Raw genomic sequence first — 18,208 nt, 5'->3', positions numbered from 1 at the left:
CCCCCCCCCCCCACGGCGGTGGCGGCCCGCACCGACCGCCGCCCGGTGGCCGGCGGGCTCTACGACCGCGTCGCCGGCGCCACGTTCATCTCCTGGGGCGGGCGGAACGAGGACAGCTACGTGCAGGCCTACGACCACCGGACGCGGACCTGGTCGGCGCCGACGTTCGTGGTGGGCGGCCGCGGCGACTCGCACAACTACCCGACGATGGTCCAGGCCGCGGACGGGCACGTGCTGATCGTGGTGGGGATGCACAACGGGGAGACCGTGGTGGCCCGGTCGCCGCGGCCGCATGCCGTCGACGGCGCCTGGACCTCGAGCGTGGTCCCGGCGGGCGCGGCGGCCAGCTACCCGATGCCGTTCCGCACGGCGCGCGGGGAGCTGTTCGTGTTCTTCCGGGAGACCAGCCGCACGCTGGACCCGTCCGTGCCCAGCGACACCAGACCGTTGCTGTACATGAGATCCCGGGACAACGGCCGGACCTGGCAGAGCTCAAGGGAGATCACGGGGGAGCCGTTCGCGCTCGGCTCGACCGACCGCGCCGACAACCTCAACGAGATCTACATGGGACAGCTGCGCTACGACCCCGGCACGTTCGGCACGCGGGAGCGCGTCCATCTCGTGTGGACACTCGCCGGCGGCGGACCGGACCAGCACCTGCACGACTGGTTCCACAAGGACATCCACTACGCCACGTTCGACCCGAATACCCTGCGCTTCCACGACGTCCTCGGCAACGACCTCGGCGCCCGGCTCGACGACGCCGACCAGGAGCGGCGCTGCAAGGTGGTCGTGACGCCGTTCGTCCGCCCGGCGGGGCAGAAGTCGCCGGACTACATCCAGCAGGTCGGCACCGTGCTTGGCCGCCGGCCATTCGTGCTGTGGTTCGGCGCCGACGACGCGGGCGTGCAGCACAACCGGGTGTCGCGGTGGACCGGCCGGGATTGGCGCACCGACGAGGTGGCCACCGGCATCCGCACCCGGGACATCGAGCGGCTCGACGCGCTCACCTGGCGGGTGTACGCCACCCGCGACGGCCAGCCGAACATCGAGACCTACCTGCTGACGGCCGGCCGGTTCTGGCGTCCGGAGACGGTGATCTCCACGCCCCGGCCGGTGCAGCGGATCGAGGTCATCGGCAACTTCCGTGACCCGGCAAGGATCCTGGCCACCGGAGCGGCCAGCGCAAGGGAGGTCACCGTGGCCGACGGGGACGTCTACGTGGCCGGGAGGGACCGATGACCGAGCTCAGCCGGCGCACGCTGCTCGGCGCCACGCTGGCCGGCACCGCGGGCGCGCTGCTCGCCGCCCCGGCGGCGGCCGCCGAGAGCCTGGTGCACGAGGACGTCGACTGGCAACGGTTCCTCGCCGACGCGGACCTGGTGTGGCGCCGGATGCCGCAGACCTGGTTCGAGGGCCCGTTCCTCGGCAACGCCTTCCTCGGCTCCGGCATCTACGCCCAGCCCGGCGCCAACGCCGTCCGGTTCAACGTCCAGCACAGCCAGGTGCAGGACCACCGCCCGGAGTTCGGCTCGCTGTTCGGGCTGGCGCGGCTGCCGATCGGGCACCTGACCCTGGAGCCGGTCGGCGCGATCACCGGCGTCGACTGGCGGCTGGACCTGTGGAACGCCGAGCTGCGCGGCACGATCACCACCGCGGCCGGCAGCCTCGCGCTGCGCGCCCTCGTGCACAACGACCGGTCGGTCCTGGCCGTCGAGGTGCTCCCGAGCGACGGCGAGCGCGACTTCCGCTGGGTGTTCCACCCGGAGGAGGCGATCAGCCCGCGGGCCAACCCGATCTTCGGGCGGACCCCGCCGCCCGGCTACACCGGCAACCCGCCGCCGGCCGTTGAGCGGCCCGGCGACCTCGAGGTGATCGTGCAGCCGCTGCTCGCCGGGGGCCAGCACGTCACCGCCTGGCGGGAGGCGCGCCGCGGCCGGCGGCGCACGCTCTACGCCGGCGTCGCCTGGTCGCACCCCGACACCACCGCGCGGGAGCGCGCGATCGGCATGGTCCGCTCGGCGGCCGTGCTCCCGCTGGCCGCGCTCACCCGCGACCACCGGGCCTGGTGGCACGCCTACTACCGGAGGAGCTTCCTGTCCCTGCCCGACCAGCGGGTGCAGAGCTTCTACTGGATCCAGCTCTACAAGCTGGCCGCCGCGGCCCGCCGCGACGCCCCGGTGATGGCCACCTGCGGGCCCTGGCTGGAGCCCACCCCGTGGCCGGCGACCTGGTGGAACCTCAACGCCCAGCTCGAGTACTGGATGATCCACGGCGCCAACCACCTCGAGCTCGACGCGATCACCCGCAGCCTGGACGAGTTCCGGCGGAACCTGATCGATCAGGTCGACGAGCGCTGGCGGGCCGACTCCGCCGGCATCCCGCGCACCACCGACATGACCCTGCAGAACTCGGCCGGCACCGGAACCAGCGGCTTCCCGGTCGGCGTCCCCGGCCAGGCCACGCCGACCCCCGAGGTCGGCAACCTCACCTGGGCGCTGCACAACGTGTGGCTGTCCTACCGGCACACCATGGACGTGGCCATCCTGCGCGACGTGGTGTTCCCGCTGCTCCGCCGCGCGATCAGCTACTACCTGCACTTCCTGTTCGGAGGGCCGGACGGCCGGCTGCACCTGCCGTTCACGTTCTCCCCGGAGTACGGCGTCAACGCCGTGGACTGCAACTACGACCTGGCCCTCATCCGCTGGGGCTGCCGGACCCTGCTCGACGCCGCCCGGATCCTGCGCGTCGACGACCCGCTCGCCCCGCGCTGGCGGGAGGTGCTCGGCACGCTGGTCGACTACCCGGTCGACGCCAACGGCTTCATGATCGGCGCCGACGTGCCGTTCGCGAAGTCGCACCGGCACTACTCGCACCTGCTGATGGTCTACCCGCTGTACGAGATCACCGGCGAGCAACCGGACAAGGTCGACCTCATCGACCGGTCCCTGCGCCACTGGATCAGCTTCGAGGGCGCCCTGCAGGGCTACAGCTTCACCGGCGCCGCGTCCATCTCGGCCCAGTTGCTCCGCGGAGACGACGCCCGGTTCTACCTCGCCGAGCTGCTGCGTCGCTTTGTGCAACCGAACACGATGTACAAGGAGACGGGCCCTGTCATCGAGACCCCGCTTTCGGCCGGCCAGTCCCTGCACGACCTGGTCTGCCAGAGCTGGGGCGACGTCATCCGGGTCTTCCCGGCCCTCCCGGCCGCCTGGCCGGACGCCGCCGTGCACAACTTCCGCACCCAGGGCGCCTTCCTGCTGTCGGCCGCTCGCCGGTCCGGCCGCACCGACTTCGTCCGGCTGGCCAGCCTGGCCGGCGCCCCCTGCCGGGTGCGCCCCGGCATCCAGGGCCCGCTGTCCCTGCGCAGCTCATGGGGCCGGCGCCTGCCCTGGCGCACCCTGCCCGGCGGCGACCTCGAGATCGACCTGCGCCGCGGGGAGGAGGTGCTCATCCACGCCGCCGGCCACCGCCCGGACCTGCGGATCCGCCCGGTCACCCCGACCGAGCCCGCCCCGCCGTGGGGCCTGCCGGACTGACGAAGACGGTGTTTTCTAGCTCGGGCAAGGCCGCCGGTCGCCTTCGGCGAGCGGCTTCGGGTCGGGTTGCCTGGGTGGTTGCGGGCCGGGGTGGGTGGTTGCCTGTCGTGGGTGGTCGGCTGACGACGCCTGCGGGCAGGGGCTCGTTCCTCGCCCCTGCCCTGGTCGTCGTGTGGCGACCGCCCTCGCCAAAGATCGGCCGACCTCGGCGCACTTCGAAACGCGCCTTAGACGGCAAAGGGGCCCGCTCCCGGGCTGGGAGCGGGCCCCTCGACCAAGTGGATCTACAGAGCGCGGACGCCCTGCGCCTGCGGGCCCTTCTGGCCCTGGCCGATCTCGAACTCCACGCGCTGGCCGTCCTCCAGGGACTTGAAGCCGTTGCCCTGGATCTCCGAGTAGTGCACGAACACGTCCGGTCCGCCACCGTCGGGCGCGATGAAGCCGAAGCCCTTCTCGCTGTTAAACCACTTCACACTGCCTTGCGCCATTAAAGCTATCTCCTCATGGCACCCGATCAGGCCCTCACCGTGAGAGTCTGGTGGCTGTCCCGGCCGTCCACTGTGGACGGATGGACAGTCAGCTGTCCTACCGGGACCGGGTGCCGATCAATCCCCGGAGAACTACCTCACAGTACACGCCCGGCGACGCCGTGGGAGGTGGGGTCGCCGTACGGTACCGTCATAGCTGTCGAGAGCACTTCGTATGCCGGCAGTCGAGCCGGTCTCGTTCTCGGCCGACCTAGTCCGGTCGCCGCGACCGGGGACGGGAGCACCGACGTGTGGTCGGTCCCTGCGCGCTGGTACACCCCTCGAAGCCCTCGGCGAACCTCGTTGTGGACTGCCGGTCCGGCCGGGTCTGAACACAGAAGAGAGACAGTATGACCACAGCCACCCCGACCGCGCCCCCCGAACGAGCACCGACCGGCCCCAAACCCATCCTGTCCGGGCAGCAGTCGCGGGTGGAGATGGTGACGATCAGGGCCTTCCTGCTCATCCCGTTCGCGGTGCTGGTCGCGGCGATCCCGGTGTTCTGGGGGTGGGGGGTGAGCTGGCTCGACCTCGCCATCGGCGCCGGTTTCTACGTCGTGTCCACGCTCGGCATCACCATCGGCTACCACCGGTACTTCACCCACGGCGCGTTCAAGGCGCGCCGCCCGCTGCGCGTGGCCCTTGCCATCGCCGGCGGCCTCGCCGCACAGGGCCCGGTCATCACCTGGGTGGCCGACCACCGGCGGCACCACGCCTTCTCCGACCGCGAGGGTGACCCGCACTCGCCCTGGCTGTTCGGCACCTCGCCGGTCGCGCTGGTCCGCGGCTTCTGGCACGCGCACATGGGCTGGCTGTTCAGCAGCCGGGACAAGACCAACATCGACCGGTTCGCCCCGGACCTGGCCGCCGACCGTGGCATCCGGATCGTCGACCGGCTGTTCCCGCTCTGGGTCGTGCTCACCCTGGCGGTTCCCGCGGTGCTCGGCGGGGTGCTCACGCTGTCCTGGTGGGGCGCGCTCACCGCGTTCCTGTGGGCGGGCCTGGCCCGGATCTCGTTCCAGCACCACGTGACCTGGTCGGTGAACTCGGTCTGCCACATGATCGGCAGCCGGCCGTTCAGCAGCCGGGACAAGTCGGCCAACTTCTGGCCTCTGGCGATCCTGTCCATGGGCGAGGCGTGGCACAACCTGCACCATGCCGACCCGACCTGCGCCCGCCACGGGGTGCTCCGCGGCCAGATCGACATCTCGGCGCGGGTCATCTGGCTGTTCGAGAAGCTCGGCTGGGTGTGGCAGGTCCGCTGGCCAACGACCCAGCGGCTGTCCCGCCTGATCAGCCGGGAGGGAGCCATCACGTGACCTGGCCAGCCGCGCACCGGCATGGAGAGTTCGCACGGGCCCGCGCCCAGGCCGAGGCCGACTCGATGCTGCTGCGCGCCAGGGCCGTGCGCACGGTCACCGGCCAGGCCGTCGACGCCGCGGACCTCACCCGGCTGCTGTGCATGCTGGGTCTCGACGACGGCCGCGCGGCCCGCACGCTGTCGCTCGAGCGGGAGCTGGCCCGGTACGTCCGGGCGGTGGCCGCGGCGGTCGGCGTCCCCGCCGAGGCCACGGGCTTCGAGATCAGCGACACCGTCACCGCCTACCTGGGACTGGCCCAGCACTGCGCCCAGTGCCCCGGCCGGGACCTGATGCTGGTGTGGGGCGACCGGGTCGGTTGGTTCGTCGCCGTGGAGACCGACCCCGGTGAGCCGCCCTTCGTGGTCGGCTACCTCGGCGGAGACGACGTGGTGCCCGTCCCGGACACCGTCGCCCGGTTCGTCGCCGATGTGCTCGACGGCCGCCCGGCCCGGTTGCGCCCCGCCTTTCCGGCCATCGACGGCGACGACCTGGCCGCCCGGTTGAGCCGCCAGATCACGCAGTAGCCGTCCCCACCGATCCCCGGGCCGCTGCCATTGCCCGTGATCCCGGGCTGGAAGCCGCGCGTCCACGTGGCGCCGCCGTCGGTGCACGGGTTCGAGATCAGCTAATTCCGCCGCGAGTCGCGGCAATCCACCAGGAGCCGGCGAGCGAATACGGGTGGCGAGGCGACAGACCTCGGCTATTCGAAGGAGTTCACCATGGCTCACCCTGAGTGGCTGACGGACGCCGCCGATCCGGCCCGGCCGGGCGGCATGTCCCGCCGCAAGTTGATCCTCGGTGGCGCAACGCTGGCCGCGGCCGGCGTCGCCGCCGGCGCGGTCGGCGCGACCGCCGTGTCCGCTTTCGGCTCGGGCGCCGGCGATGCCGGCCAGGCGCCGAAGGACCTCGTCGTGCACGTGCGCGACGCCGGCACCGGGGAGCTCCTGCTGCTCGTCGGCGACAAGTCCCACAGCTTCACCAACCGCGACGTGGCCGCCGAGCTCGTTCGGCAGTCCGCCAACGCGAGCTAGGAGGCTCACCCACCATGTCTTCCCACCGGGAGGCACCGGAGATCGCCAAGGATCCGGTCGCCGACTCCACCGACGTCTACGCCTTCGTCAGCCCGGACAAGCCGGACACCGTCACCCTGATCGCGAACTACGTGCCGCTGCAGCCGCCGGCGGGTGGCCCGAACTTCTACGAGTTCGGCGACGACGTGCTCTACCAGATCCACATCGACAACAACGGCGACGGCAAGGCCGACGTCACCTACCAGTTCAACTTCGACACCGAGGTGCGCAACCCGAACACCTTCCTCTACAACACCGGCCCGATCCTGGCGCTGGACTCGCCCAACTGGAACCGCCGGCAGTTCTACTCGGTGACCAGAGTGGACTCGCGGGGCCGCAAGAACCGGCTGGCGAAGCGGTTGCCATGCCCGCCGTGCAATATCGGCCCCTTGTCCACACCGGACTACGCAAAGCTGGCCGACGCGGCGGTGAACGACCTCGGTGGCGGGCGCACGGTGTTCGCCGGCCAGCGCGCCGAGGGCTTCTACGTCGACCTCGGCGCGGTCTTCGACCTGCTCGACCCGCGCCCGTTCGCCGACGCGCACGAGCACTTCGGGCTGGCCAAGTTCCCCACGTCCGGCCAAGGGGTCAACGCGACCAAGAACCTCAACGTGCATTCCATCGTGCTGCAGGTGCCGATCGGCGACCTGACGAGGGACGGCTACACCGGCGGTGACGTCGACGACCCGCGCGCGACGATCGGCGTGTGGACCTCGGCCAGCCGCCAGCGCGTGCGGATGTACGACACCGTCGACAAGGGAAAGTGGACCAGCGGGCCGTTCTGGCAGGTCTCCCGGCTGGCCATGCCGCTGTTCAACGAGGTCATCGTGCCGATGGGGCGCAAGGACTTCTGGAACGCCCAGCCGCCGCACAAGGACAGCCAGTTCGCCCAGTTCGTGGCCAAGCCGGAGGTGGCCAACCTGCTGCCGGTGCTGTTCCCCGGCGTGTTCCCGAACCTGGACGCGCTGAACAAGTCCGGCAAGCCGCGGGCCGACCTGCTCGCCATCCTGCTGACCGGCATCCCGTCCGGCCTGATCCCCGGTTTCCAGAACTTCACCGGCAAGACGCAGGCCGATCTGATGCGGCTGAACACCGCGATCAAGCCGAGCGACAAGCCCAGCATCCTCGGGCTGCTGGGTGGCGACCTGGCCGGCTTCCCGAACGGGCGCCGGGTCTTCGACGACGTGGTCGCCATCGAGCTGCGGGCCGTCGCCGGTGCGACGTATGCCTTGGTGGACAACACGTTCACGCCGGACGCGGCGGCGTCCCAGGTGGACGACGGGGTGACCCCGGACGACCTGGACATGCCCTACCTCGACCGGTTCCCGTACCTCGGCGTGCCGCACAGCGGGTTCGACAACCCGTCCAAGTAAGGGAGAACGGCAATGGACAGCCTCGTGCTCGACATCGGCGGTGACATCGGCGCCCTGGTCATCCACACCGGACCGGAGCACTCCGAGACCGAGATCGAGATCAGTCCCGGCCGCGACGGCACGGTGCTGCGTAGCCACAACGTGGTGCATGCCAGACATGGCCGGCACGGCACCAGCTACAGCGCCGTCTTTCCGAGCGTCCCGGCGGGGGAGTACACGATCTGGCGGCGGGACGACACGCCGCAGGGGAGTGTGACCATCCTCGGTGGCCAGGTCACCGAGCACCACTGGGACTGAAAGGCCGTGCGGGCCACCAAGGGCGATCCCGACATCCCGAAGGTGGCTCGCACGGCGCATGTCGGAATACCGACCCTGTCGGCAAACCGCCGCTCACGATTGGTCTAGACCGCTTTACGCTCGGTTCATGAAGTCCACCCTGCGCAAGGTGTCCCTGCCCGCCTTGGCCGCGGGCGTCATCACGATCATGGTCGCGGCGCTCATGCTGTCCGCTCCGGCCGGCGCCGCCACCACGCCGACGGCGACGTTCGGCAAGGATTCCACCTGGGCCACCGGCTACACCGCGCGGTACACGGTCACCGCCGCGGACGCGGCCGCGCTCAACGGGTGGCGGGTCGAGTTCGACCTGGCCTCGGGCACCACGGTCGGCGCCTACTGGGACGCGCTGCTGACCACCAGCGGCACGCACTACACGTTCGTCAACCGGGAGTACAACGGCTCGGTCGCCGCCGGCGCCTCGGTGTCGTTCGGCTTCAACGTCGACGGCACGGCGAACCCGACGAACTGCCGGCTCAACGGCCAGCCGTGCGGCGGCGGCGCCCCGCCGACGACCACGACCACCCGAACCACCACCACGACGACGCCCACGCAGCCGCCGCCCCCGCCGGGGACCATCCGGGCCGCGCCCTACATCGACATCACGATGAGCACGCCGTCGCTGGTGTCGGTGGCCAACGCGACCGGCCACCGGCACTTCACGCTCGCGTTCGCGCTCGGCGACCACAGCGGCTGCAACGCGGCCTGGGGCGGCACGATCCCGATCAACGACGCCCGGATCGTCAACGACGTGCGCGCGCTCAGGGCGTCCGGCGGTGACGTGGTGGTGGCCACCGGCGGCGCGGTCGGACCCTACCTCGAGCACGTGTGCGGCACCGCGGACGCGCTGCTGGCCCAGTACAAGCGGGTGCTGGACACGGTGGGCGGCAACCACCTCGACGTGGACGTCGAGGCCTCGATCCCGCACGACATGGTGAACACCGCCCTGGTGCGGCTGCAGCGTGAGCGCGGCACGAGCATCAGCTACACGATGCGCGTGCAGGGCGACGACTTCGGCATGGACCCCTACTCGATCACCGTGCTGCAGAACGCGGCGGCGAAGGGGCTCAACGTGCTGGTCAACCCGATGACCATGGAGTTCGGCAGCTCGCGCGCCAGCTGGGGGGACGCGGTGATCGCCGCGGCGGAGAGCAGCCTGCGGCAGCTGCGGCAGATCTGGCCGGGCAAGTCCGACGGCGAGCTCAAGCGGATGCTCGGCGTCACCCCGATGATCGGCCGCAACTTCAACGGCAAGATCTTCACCCAGGCGCACGCCCGGCAGCTGGTCGGCTGGGCCACGACCAACCACATCGGACTGCTCGCGTTCTGGTCGGTCGGCCGGGACAACGGCGGCTGCCCCGGCGGCGGGGTGTCCGCGACGTGCAGCGGCATCTCCCAGTCGACCTACGAGTTCACCAACATCTTCAAGGGGTTCCGGGGCTGACCGAGTCGTCCGGCTCCGGCGAGCCGAGCAGGGCGCGGGTGGCGGTCTGCAGTCCCGCCTGCAGGCCGGCCTGGAACCGGGTCCGGGCGCCGAGTCCGTCCATCATGCGGCGGACCCGGCGCTCGACCGTGCGCAGCGCCACCCCGAGCTTGCGGGCGATGGCCTGGTCGGTCAGCCCCGCCGCGAGCAGCGCGAGCAGCTGCTGATCCTTGCTGCTCAACGGGTCCGTGGCCGCGTCGTGCAGCGGCGGCGGCCAGCGGTGCTGCGGCCACAGCGGCGTCGCCTGCTCCCACAGCGACTCGAACAGCGCGACCAGCCCGTCCAGCAGCGCCGACGAGCGCAGCAGGATGGCGCTGGAGTCCTGGCCGGACAGCCGGTGCGGGGCCAGCGCCACGGTGTGATCGGCGATCACGAGCTTCATCGGCACGCCGGGCAGGACCCTGGCCTCCTCGCCGTGCGCGGCGAGCTGCCGCAGCTGCTCGAGCCGCCGTTGCGGCTCGAGCGCGTCCCGGTCGTAGATCGTCCGGTAGCGCACGCCGCGGCTCTGCAGCTCCCGCTGCAGGTGCTGCTGACCGTCCGGCTCCACCACGTACGGCGGCTTGTCCAGGATCAGCAGCTCCCGCCGGGCCATCTCCTGCAGCTGCCGGAACCGCAGCGTCACCGCCGGCCGGCCGCGGACCAGCTCGACGGGTGTGTCCAGCGCGGCCGGGGTCTGCGGGCGGACCCGGTTGCGGAACGCCACCCCGGCCAGCCGGGCGTGCTCGATCTCCTGCCGGCGGCGCAGGGCGAGCACCTCGAGCGCGATGTCCGGCGGGGACGGTGCGTACCGGGCGGGCCGGTGCCGCGTGCTGGTGAGCAGGCCCTTGCCCGCCAAGGACTTCAGCAGCGCGCGCAGCCGGGTGGCGCCGATCCCGGTCAGGCGGGTCAGCTCGGCCAGTGTCCGGTCGGGATGGTGCAGGAGGACCTCGTAGACCTGCTGCTCGGCAGGACCGACCCCGAGCCCGGCCAGCTCCATCGGCCACCCCCGTTCGTGCCGCATCGTCGCGTCACGCTCCGTGACTCATGGTGCCACGATTTCGCGTCGAATGGTCTAGACATTGACACGCTATGTGGTCTAGACCACACTATATATGTTGACGGTTACACCGTCGGCTACCGGACTCCGCGACCCTGCCTGCCCTGCTCTGCGAGGAGACCGCACATGCGAATGCGACGACTACTACCGATGGCCACGATCGCCGCGCTGGCGGCGCTGGCCGTCGTTTCCGTGCCGGCGAGCGCCGCCCCGGCGACCGCCACCTTCACCAAGGTGTCCGACTGGGGGAGCGGGTTCGAAGGAAAGTTCACGCTCACCAACGGCACCACGAGCGCGATCAGCGGCTGGTCGGTGTCGTTCGACCTGCCCGCCGGATACTCGATCACCTCGTCCTGGGACGCGGTGCGCAGCAACAGCGGCCAGCGCTACACGTTCACCAACCCGAGCTGGGCGCCGAGCCTGCCGGCCGGCGCGAGCACCACATTCGGCTTCAACGGCAGCCCCGGCAACTTCCCCGGGATCGCCAACTGCACCTTCAACGGGGCCTCGTGCAGCGGCGGGCCGAGCAACCCCGGCGCGCCCGGCACCCCGGGGGCGCCGCGCGTCACGGCGACCACGAACTCGTCGATCTCGCTGTCCTGGGGCGCGTCCAGCGGCACGGTCAGCGGCTACCGGGTGTACGAGGGCAGCGCGGTCCGGGCCACGGTGACCGGCACCTCGGCCACCGTCTCCGGGCTCGGCACCTGCACCTCGCACACCTACGAGGTGACCGCGTTCAACGGCAACGGGGAGTCCGCGCGCAGCGCCCCGGTCAGCGGGTCAACGGGTGGCTGCCCGCCCGCGGCCGGCCGGCGTGCCGCGCCGTACCTCTACCTCGGCTGGGGTAACCCGCCGACGCCGTCGACGGTGATGAACGCGACCGGCATCCGGTGGTTCACCATGGCCTTCGTCCTGTCCGGCGGCGGCTGCACCCCCGCGTGGGACAGCCAGCGACCGCTGACGGGCGGCGTGGACGCCCAGGCCATCGCCAACATCCGGGCCGGTGGCGGCGACATCATCCCGTCGTTCGGCGGCTGGAGCGGCAACAAGCTGGGCCCGAACTGCTCGACCCCCACCGCGCTCGCCGGGGCCTACCAGCAGGTGATCAATGCCTACAACCTGCGGGCGATCGACATCGACATCGAGAACACCGACGAGTTCGAAAGCGAGGTCGTGCAGGACCGGATCCTCAACGCGCTGAAGATCGTCAAGCAGAACAACCCGGGCATCCAGACGATCATCACGTTCGGCACCACGACCAGCGGACCCAACTTCTGGGGCAACCGCCTGATCAGCCGGGCGGCCGCGCTGCAGGCCAACATCGACGTGTTCACGATCATGCCGTTCGACTTCGGCGGCGGCGCGAACATGTTCCAGAACACCGTGAACGCCTCGGAGGGGCTCAAGAACAGCCTCAAGACCGCGTTCGGCTGGTCGGACGCCACGGCGTACAGCCACATGGGCATCTCCGGTATGAACGGCCTTTCCGACCAGCAGGAGCTGACCAGCACCGCCACCTGGACCCAGATCCGGGACTGGGCCAAGGCCAGGGGACTGGCCCGGCTGGCGTTCTGGTCGGTCAACCGCGACCGGCCGTGCGCGGGCGGCGGCGTGGTCTCCAACTGCAGCGGTATCGCCCAGCCCGACTGGGAATTCACCCGAATCACGGCAGGTTTCTGACCGGGTGATGTGGGGGCGGCCGAGCGCTCGGCCGCCCCTATTTTCTTGGAATGATTTCGTTGATGGAACGGGTCCAGGATCGATACAGTGGAATAGTTCCAGAGTGAACACGGGCTTATCCAGGGGAAACGCGGCTATCGAGGCGAATTGGTGCAGATGCCCTAGGGGTATAGGAGATTTGCGGGCGCACCGTGCACACTGTGGTTAACACATTGCGCCCTGCTCCGAAATTTTCGGGAGATAGCCATGCGAAGAATCTCGTCGGAAACCGACTTTGCCCGTCCCGGTATTCGTGGCCGGCCGGGTCTGCTGCCGCGGGTGCGGGCCGTCGAGGCGCGTGCGATCGGCAACCTGCGCCGGGTGAGCCTGCCCTTACTTCGGCTGGCCATCGGCACCGTGTTCCTCTGGTTCGGCGCGCTCAAGGTCGCCGACGTCACGCCGGTCGACGACTTCGTGGCCAACACGCTGCCCTGGTTCGACCGCGCCTGGCTGGTGCCGGCGGTGGGCCTGTTCGAGATCGTCATCGGCACCGCCCTGATCGCCGGCCGCGCGCTCACCCTGGTCTGCATGTTGCTGGTCGGTCACCTGGCCGGAACATTCCTCTCGCTCATCATGCAGCCCGATGTCACATTCCAGCACGGCAATCCGCTAATGCTCACCGCCGAGGGCGAGTTCGTCATCAAGAACCTGGTGTTCATCGCGGCCGGCCTGGTCATCGCGGCCCGGTTCCAGCACGAGGACAGTGTTTGATAGCTCGGGCAAGGCCGCCGGTCGCCTTCGGCGAGCGGCCTCGGGTCGGGTTGCCTGGGTGGTTGCGGGCCGGTGTGGGTGGTTGCTCGCCGTTGGTGGTTGGCTGCCGACGCCTGCGGGCAGGGCTCGTTCCTCGCCCTGCCCTGGTCGTCGTGCGGCGGCCGCCCTCGCCAAAGATTGGTCGACCCCAGCGACGCTTTTCGGGAGCATGACCTGCTAGCCCCGGCCCCAGTCCTTAGCGCTCGGGGCCGTCCTGGGCCACGGTGTCCGCGCCGGAACCGCCGGACAGGAGGTCGCGGTCCGGGCCGCCGTAGACCGTGTCGTCCCCGGCGCCACCGCTGATCGCGTCCCGGCCCGGCCCGCCGTAGAGCGTGTCGGCGCCGGGACCGCCGGCGATCGCGTCGGAATCCGCGCCGCCGCAGACGATGTCGTCGCCGCCCTGCCCGGCGATCGCGTCCCGGCCGCCGAGGCCGTTGATCACGTCCGGGCCGGGCGTGCCGACCAGCGCGTCGGACTCGTCGGTGCCGAGGATGGTCGGCGTCCGGCCGCCGCACACGTGCCGCTCGTCGGTGCCGGTGACGGTCAGGTTGCGCAGCCGGCCGTAGTTGTCGAACGAGCCGAACCCGATCCGGCCGGAGCCGAACGTCTTGTCGGTCGCGGTGATCCGCGGCCGCTCGAGATCGTCGACGAAGACCTCGATCCGGCCGGTCTCGGCGCAGTGCCGCACCCGGATCCGGTGGAACTCGGTGTCCCGGATCGACGGCTCGGCGCCGGTCGAGCCGTTCCACTGGTCGTCGATGCGCAGCCGGTCGGCGTTGTTGACCACGAAGATGCCGTTGTGCGGGTAGATCGTGTTGTCCTGGGACAGATGCGCATAGTAGAACTCGGTGTCCGACCGCCAGCCGAACACGATGATCACGTCGCGGTCGTTGCGGGTCACCGGTTCGTCGATGCGCACCTCGGCGTCGATCTGCACCGAGGCGAACTCCGGGCCGGAGATCAGCGTGGCGTACTCGAAGGGCCGGCGCGGCGGGCCGGGATTGGTGCCCCGCTCGGCAAGGATCACCTGATCGCCGGGGAACTGCCACTTCGCCGGGTTCAGCGGGCGCCAGTTCTCCGCGGCCATCACGTCGGTCACGGTGGTTCTCCCTAGTGCGCAGGTGCCGGCCTGCTGCGGCGGCTGGGCTCCGGCAGCCGGCCCGGTGGCGGCCAATCCGGTACAGGTCAACGTAAGCACGCCGAGGAGGATGAGCACGGCGCGGCGAGCCGTGGGTCCCGACGCTGCCATGGGAGCACCCTCCTCGGCGGTCCAATAGGAAAGCGTTTTCCTGGAGCTAAGCACACGGTCCCGGCGCCGCCGTACCGCCATTCGGGCTAATGGCAACCGGTGTACCGCTGGTAGGGACGTCGCGCCGAAAACCCCTGGTACTACTAGCGTTCCGAACGGCCACGCTCCTACTGTTGAGCTGCTCGACCGTTTTGAGCGGAGGAGTGAACCATGATCGAATCCACCGAGCGCGAGGTCTGGACCACACCCGACTTCGTGGAGTACGAGACTCCGATGGAGGTCACGGCGTACGTGGCCCGCATGGAGGACTGATCCTCACCGGGCGGGGGCCGGACGCGTCACGGTTCCCGCCCCGAGACCTCCCACGGAGGTGACACGTGTCGACCCGGCCGATGACCGGCGAGGAGCTCACCGGCGCGTTGCGCGGGCTGTCGCACCGCTACTGGGGCACCCATCCGTTCCACCGGCGCATGCACGCCGGCGAGCTGACCGCGGCGCAGCTTCGGCTCTGGGCCGCGAATCGCTGGTACTACCAGTGCATGCTGCCGCAGAAGGACGCGGCGATCATCAGCAACTGCCCGGTGCCGGAGATCCGCCGAGAGTGGCTGGCCAGGATCGTCTACCACGACGGGCCGGCCGACGGCGCCGACGACGGCGGCCAGGAGCGGTGGCTGCGGCTGTGTGAGGCGGTGGGCCTGAACCGGGACGAGGTGCTCGACGAGCGGTACGTCGTGCCCGGCGTGCGGTTCGCCGTCGACGCGTACGTGACGTTCGCGCGCACCCGGCCGTGGCTGGAGGCGATCGCCTCCAGTCTCACCGAGATGTTCGCCGGGCACCTGATGCGCCAGCGGGTCGTCGACCTGCTCGCCGCCTACCCGTGGATCCGCAGGGAGGACCTGGCCTACTTCACCAACCGGATCGACGCCGTGTCCGGCGAGGGAAAGTCTACTTTGGACATCGTGGTCCGGCACGCGACCACGCGCGACCAGCAGGACGCGTGCGTCGCCGCGCTGTCGTTCAAGTGCGACGTGCTCTGGTCCATGTTGGACGCGATTGAGCGGGCCGCGTCCGATGAGTGAGGGCCGGCCGAGGTTGCGCCGCGGCGTCCGGCTCACCTACGACAAGACACGCCAGACCCACGTGCTGCTGTTCCCCGAGGGCGTGCTGGTGCCCAACCCGACCGCCGCCGCCGTCCTCGAGCTGTGCGACGGCGAGTCCACGGTGGAGGACATCGCCGCCGCGCTCGCCGAGCGCTACACCGGGGTCCGCGACCGCGACATCACCGAGGTGCTCACCCGCCTCGCCGACCGGCGGGTGGTCGAATGGACATGACCGGAATCCAGCCCCCGCTCGGCATGCTCGCCGAGCTCACCCACCGCTGCCCGCTGCACTGCCCGTACTGCTCCAACCCGCTCGAGCTGGTCACCCGCGCCGACGAGCTGACCACCGAGCAGTGGCTGTCGGTCCTCGAGCAGGCCCGCGAACTCGGCGTCCTGCAGGTGCACATGTCCGGCGGCGAGCCACTCGCCCGCCCCGACCTCGTGGCTCTCGTTGCCCGCGCGGCAAACCTGGGCTGCTACGTCAACCTGGTCACCAGCGGCCTCGGCCTTACCGAGGACCGCATGTCCGCGCTCGCCGACGCCGGCATCGCCCACGTGCAGCTGTCGGTTCAGGCCGCCGACGCCGACCTTGCCGACCGCATCGCCGGAACCCGCGCCCACGCCCGCAAGCTCGACGCGGCCGCCCTGATCAAGAAGCACGACCTGCCGCTGACCGTCAACGCCGTGCTGCACCGCTCCAACCACCACCAGGTCGCCGCTCTGATCGAGCTGGCCGAGCTGCTCGGCGCCGACCGGCTCGAGCTCGCCAACACCCAGTACTACGGCTGGGGCCTGCGCAACCGGGCCGCCCTCATGCCCACCCCCGCCCAACTCGCCGCCGCCGAGCCGATCGTCCGCGCCGCGCGGCAACGGCTGCGCGGCACCATGGAGATCGTCTACGTCGTCGCCGACTACTACGAGCCCTACCCCAAGCCCTGCATGTACGGCTGGGGCGCCCGCCAACTCACCGTCGCCCCCAACGGAGACGTGCTGCCCTGCCCCGCCGCGTCGGCGATCACCACCCTGCCCCTCGACAACGTCCGCGACCACCCGTTGGCCGACATCTGGTACACCTCCACCTCCTTCAACGCCTACCGCGGCGAATCCTGGATGCGCGAACCCTGCCGCACCTGTCCACGTCGGACAGTCGACTTCGGCGGCTGCCGCTGCCAGGCCTTCCTGCTCACCGGCGACGCCGCCGCCACCGACCCGGTCTGCTCCCTGTCCCCGTCCCGCGGGCTCGTCGACGCCATCCTGTCCGATGTAGACCAACCCGCTTTCGTCATGCGCCCCCACCCCCCGCCGCGAGCCCCCCGATGAAAGCCATCCTGCTCGGCACCGCCGCCGGCGGCGGCTTCCCGCAGTGGAACTGCGCCTGCCCCATGTGCACCGCCGGCCTACCGCCCCGCACCCAGGACTGCCTCGCCATCAGCGCCGACGGCTCGTCCTGGTACCTGATCAACGCCTCCCCCGACATCCGCGCCCAGATCCTCGCCACCAAACAACTCGCCCCCGGCCCCGGCCCGCGCGAGACCCCGCTGCGCGGCGTCCTGCTCACCGACGCCGAACTCGACCACACCCTGGGCCTCACCATGCTCCGCGAAACCCCCGTCATGTCCGTCTGGGCCCCACCCGCCGTGCTCACCGCCCTCCACACCGACTTCCCCCTAGCCCCGATCCTCTCCCGCTACGGCACCTGGACCTGGCACCCCATCACCGCCCCCCTCACCCTCGACCGCCTACACATCACCCCCATCCCCATCAGCACCAAACACCCCAAGTACACGACGTCCTCAACAGACACCCCCTGGGTCGTCGCCTACCGCATCCACGACCCCACCACCGGCGGCACCCTCATCTACGCCCCCTGCCTCTCCACCTGGCCCGAGGGTTTCACTGAGCTGGCAGCCGGCGCCACCTGCATAATCCTCGACGGAACCTTTTACTCTGCCGACGAGATGTCCACCGCCACCCACACCGGCGTCCCCACCCCCACCCAACGAGCCATGGGCCACCTCCCCATCACCGGCCCCACCGGCACCCTCCCCCGAATCGCCGCCCACCCCACCAAACGCTGGCTCTACACCCACCTCAACAACACCAACCCCCTCCTCAACCCCACCTCCCCCGAACACGCGGCCGTACTCAATGGAGGCGCCGAGATCCCCATGGACGGCACCGAACTCAACCTCTGACCACCCCATAAGTCCCCCCGTCCCCAACCCTCCCCACCTGTGGATAACTTGCCCGCGTCAAGATCGTCGAGCGTTGACGCCGGGTAAACTGCCCACGAACCCACCCCCCACCCAATATTTGGGGTGGGGGCTGGGTGGTAGGGCTGACTGGCTAAAGGGGGCCGGGGTGTGCGGTGGTTGGGCTGGGGTCTGGGGTGAGCTCCGCTGTGGGGTGGGGGAGGGAGGACGCGGGCGCGCATTGTGCGGTGCCGCGTCTGGCTGTCAAGGGCGCCTTCGGCGTCGCTTCGCGAGCGCGGCACTATGAGGAATAGTGGGGGTTTTGGGTGATGGGCCGCGCCCCTTGACTGCGAGCCTCGCGCGGCACCTGAGGGCGCGCCATCAGGGGCGGGGCCTGGCGGCCCCGCCGTTGATGTGCGCGCCCGCTACCTTTTGGCGAAGTAGGAAAAGGCGGGCTTTGGGCAGGGGTGAGCCCT

General features: G+C 70.5%; 18 protein-coding genes. 15 read left to right on the top strand and 3 right to left on the bottom strand.

Features of this window, described 5'->3' with window-relative positions; genetic code table 11:
- On the top strand, nucleotides 1-1,242 hold a 1,242-nt coding region (locus VGX25_RS19705), incomplete at its 5' end, for a BNR-4 repeat-containing protein (protein WP_326919301.1).
- Nucleotides 1,239-3,539, top strand: a complete 2,301-nt coding sequence (locus tag VGX25_RS19700) for a glycosyl hydrolase family 95 catalytic domain-containing protein (protein WP_326919300.1) — start codon at nucleotides 1,239-1,241, stop codon at nucleotides 3,537-3,539. The genes VGX25_RS19705 and VGX25_RS19700, both read left to right, overlap by 4 nt.
- Before the next feature lie 284 nt (nucleotides 3,540-3,823).
- Here VGX25_RS19700 and VGX25_RS19695 read toward each other — a convergent pair whose 3' ends face one another.
- Nucleotides 3,824-4,027, bottom strand: coding sequence for a cold-shock protein (locus tag VGX25_RS19695; protein ID WP_326919299.1), 204 nt, complete (start codon nucleotides 4,025-4,027; stop codon nucleotides 3,824-3,826).
- Between the two features lie 389 nt (nucleotides 4,028-4,416).
- Between VGX25_RS19695 and VGX25_RS19690 the strand changes: the two genes are divergently transcribed.
- The 6 genes from VGX25_RS19690 (at nucleotide 4,417) to VGX25_RS19665 (ending at nucleotide 9,647) form a co-directional block, all read left to right on the top strand.
- The gene (locus VGX25_RS19690; protein WP_326919298.1) at nucleotides 4,417-5,385 is read left to right on the top strand and encodes an acyl-CoA desaturase; all 969 of its coding nucleotides are present in this window, start codon (nucleotides 4,417-4,419) and stop codon (nucleotides 5,383-5,385) included.
- Nucleotides 5,382-5,951 carry a DUF6292 family protein gene (locus tag VGX25_RS19685; protein WP_326919297.1) on the top strand — a complete coding sequence of 190 codons (570 nt, stop codon included), beginning with the start codon at nucleotides 5,382-5,384 and terminating at the stop codon, nucleotides 5,949-5,951. The genes VGX25_RS19690 and VGX25_RS19685 overlap by 4 nt, the downstream gene beginning before the upstream one ends.
- Nucleotides 5,952-6,146: 195 nt before the next feature.
- Entirely contained in the window at nucleotides 6,147-6,458 is a 312-nt protein-coding gene (locus tag VGX25_RS19680; RefSeq protein ID WP_326919296.1) for a hypothetical protein, read from the top strand.
- 14 nt (nucleotides 6,459-6,472) lie between these two features.
- Nucleotides 6,473-7,870 (top strand): DUF4331 domain-containing protein, encoded by a 1,398-nt coding sequence (locus VGX25_RS19675; RefSeq protein ID WP_326919295.1) that lies wholly within the window; start codon nucleotides 6,473-6,475, stop codon nucleotides 7,868-7,870.
- 12 nt (nucleotides 7,871-7,882) lie between these two features.
- Nucleotides 7,883-8,167 (top strand): hypothetical protein, encoded by a 285-nt coding sequence (locus tag VGX25_RS19670; RefSeq protein ID WP_326919294.1) that lies wholly within the window; start codon nucleotides 7,883-7,885, stop codon nucleotides 8,165-8,167.
- 127 nt (nucleotides 8,168-8,294) lie between these two features.
- A complete protein-coding gene (locus tag VGX25_RS19665) occupies nucleotides 8,295-9,647 on the top strand; it encodes a cellulose binding domain-containing protein (RefSeq protein ID WP_326919293.1) in 1,353 nt (450 codons plus the stop codon).
- Here the strand turns inward: VGX25_RS19665 and VGX25_RS19660 are convergent.
- Complete coding sequence (locus VGX25_RS19660) at nucleotides 9,628-10,686, bottom strand: helix-turn-helix domain-containing protein (protein WP_326919292.1); 1,059 nt, start codon at nucleotides 10,684-10,686, stop codon at nucleotides 9,628-9,630. The genes VGX25_RS19665 and VGX25_RS19660 overlap by 20 nt on opposite strands.
- 162 nt (nucleotides 10,687-10,848) lie before the next feature.
- Between VGX25_RS19660 and VGX25_RS19655 the strand changes: the two genes are divergently transcribed.
- Together VGX25_RS19655 and VGX25_RS19650 are read left to right on the top strand one after the other, a co-directional pair.
- On the top strand, nucleotides 10,849-12,402 hold the full coding sequence (locus tag VGX25_RS19655; RefSeq protein WP_326919291.1) for a cellulose binding domain-containing protein: 1,554 nt from the start codon (nucleotides 10,849-10,851) through the stop codon (nucleotides 12,400-12,402).
- 246 nt (nucleotides 12,403-12,648) lie between these two features.
- The gene (locus tag VGX25_RS19650) at nucleotides 12,649-13,152 is read left to right on the top strand and encodes a DoxX family membrane protein (protein ID WP_326919290.1); all 504 of its coding nucleotides are present in this window, start codon (nucleotides 12,649-12,651) and stop codon (nucleotides 13,150-13,152) included.
- A 235-nt stretch (nucleotides 13,153-13,387) separates the two neighbouring features.
- Here VGX25_RS19650 and VGX25_RS19645 read toward each other — a convergent pair whose 3' ends face one another.
- Complete coding sequence (locus tag VGX25_RS19645) at nucleotides 13,388-14,290, bottom strand: calcium-binding protein (RefSeq protein WP_326919289.1); 903 nt, start codon at nucleotides 14,288-14,290, stop codon at nucleotides 13,388-13,390.
- Nucleotides 14,291-14,650: 360 nt separating this feature from the next.
- Here VGX25_RS19645 and pqqA point away from each other — a divergent pair, with 360 nt between their 5' ends.
- The 5 genes from pqqA to pqqB all read left to right on the top strand — a co-directional run bounded on the left by pqqA (nucleotide 14,651) and on the right by pqqB (nucleotide 17,735).
- Nucleotides 14,651-14,752: a pyrroloquinoline quinone precursor peptide PqqA gene (pqqA, locus tag VGX25_RS19640; protein WP_326919288.1), complete on the top strand. Its 102-nt coding sequence runs from the start codon at nucleotides 14,651-14,653 to the stop codon at nucleotides 14,750-14,752.
- An 80-nt stretch (nucleotides 14,753-14,832) separates the two neighbouring features.
- On the top strand, nucleotides 14,833-15,519 hold the full coding sequence (pqqC, locus tag VGX25_RS19635; RefSeq protein ID WP_326919302.1) for a pyrroloquinoline-quinone synthase PqqC: 687 nt from the start codon (nucleotides 14,833-14,835) through the stop codon (nucleotides 15,517-15,519).
- Nucleotides 15,512-15,772 carry a pyrroloquinoline quinone biosynthesis peptide chaperone PqqD gene (gene pqqD, locus VGX25_RS19630; protein WP_326919287.1) on the top strand — a complete coding sequence of 87 codons (261 nt, stop codon included), beginning with the start codon at nucleotides 15,512-15,514 and terminating at the stop codon, nucleotides 15,770-15,772. The genes pqqC and pqqD overlap by 8 nt, the downstream gene beginning before the upstream one ends.
- A complete protein-coding gene (pqqE, locus tag VGX25_RS19625; protein ID WP_326919286.1) occupies nucleotides 15,763-16,860 on the top strand; it encodes a pyrroloquinoline quinone biosynthesis protein PqqE in 1,098 nt (365 codons plus the stop codon). Before pqqD ends, pqqE begins: the two co-directional genes overlap by 10 nt.
- A complete protein-coding gene (gene pqqB / locus VGX25_RS19620; RefSeq protein ID WP_326919285.1) occupies nucleotides 16,857-17,735 on the top strand; it encodes a pyrroloquinoline quinone biosynthesis protein PqqB in 879 nt (292 codons plus the stop codon). The genes pqqE and pqqB overlap by 4 nt, the downstream gene beginning before the upstream one ends.
- Nucleotides 17,736-18,208 lie beyond the last annotated feature (473 nt).

It is taken from the genome of Actinophytocola sp., from assembly GCF_035942955.1.
Classification (GTDB): Bacteria; Actinomycetota; Actinomycetes; order Mycobacteriales; family Pseudonocardiaceae; genus DASYTH01.
The sequence above is the reverse complement of the archived record's forward strand: the minus strand, read 5'-3'. Positions and strand labels throughout refer to the sequence as shown.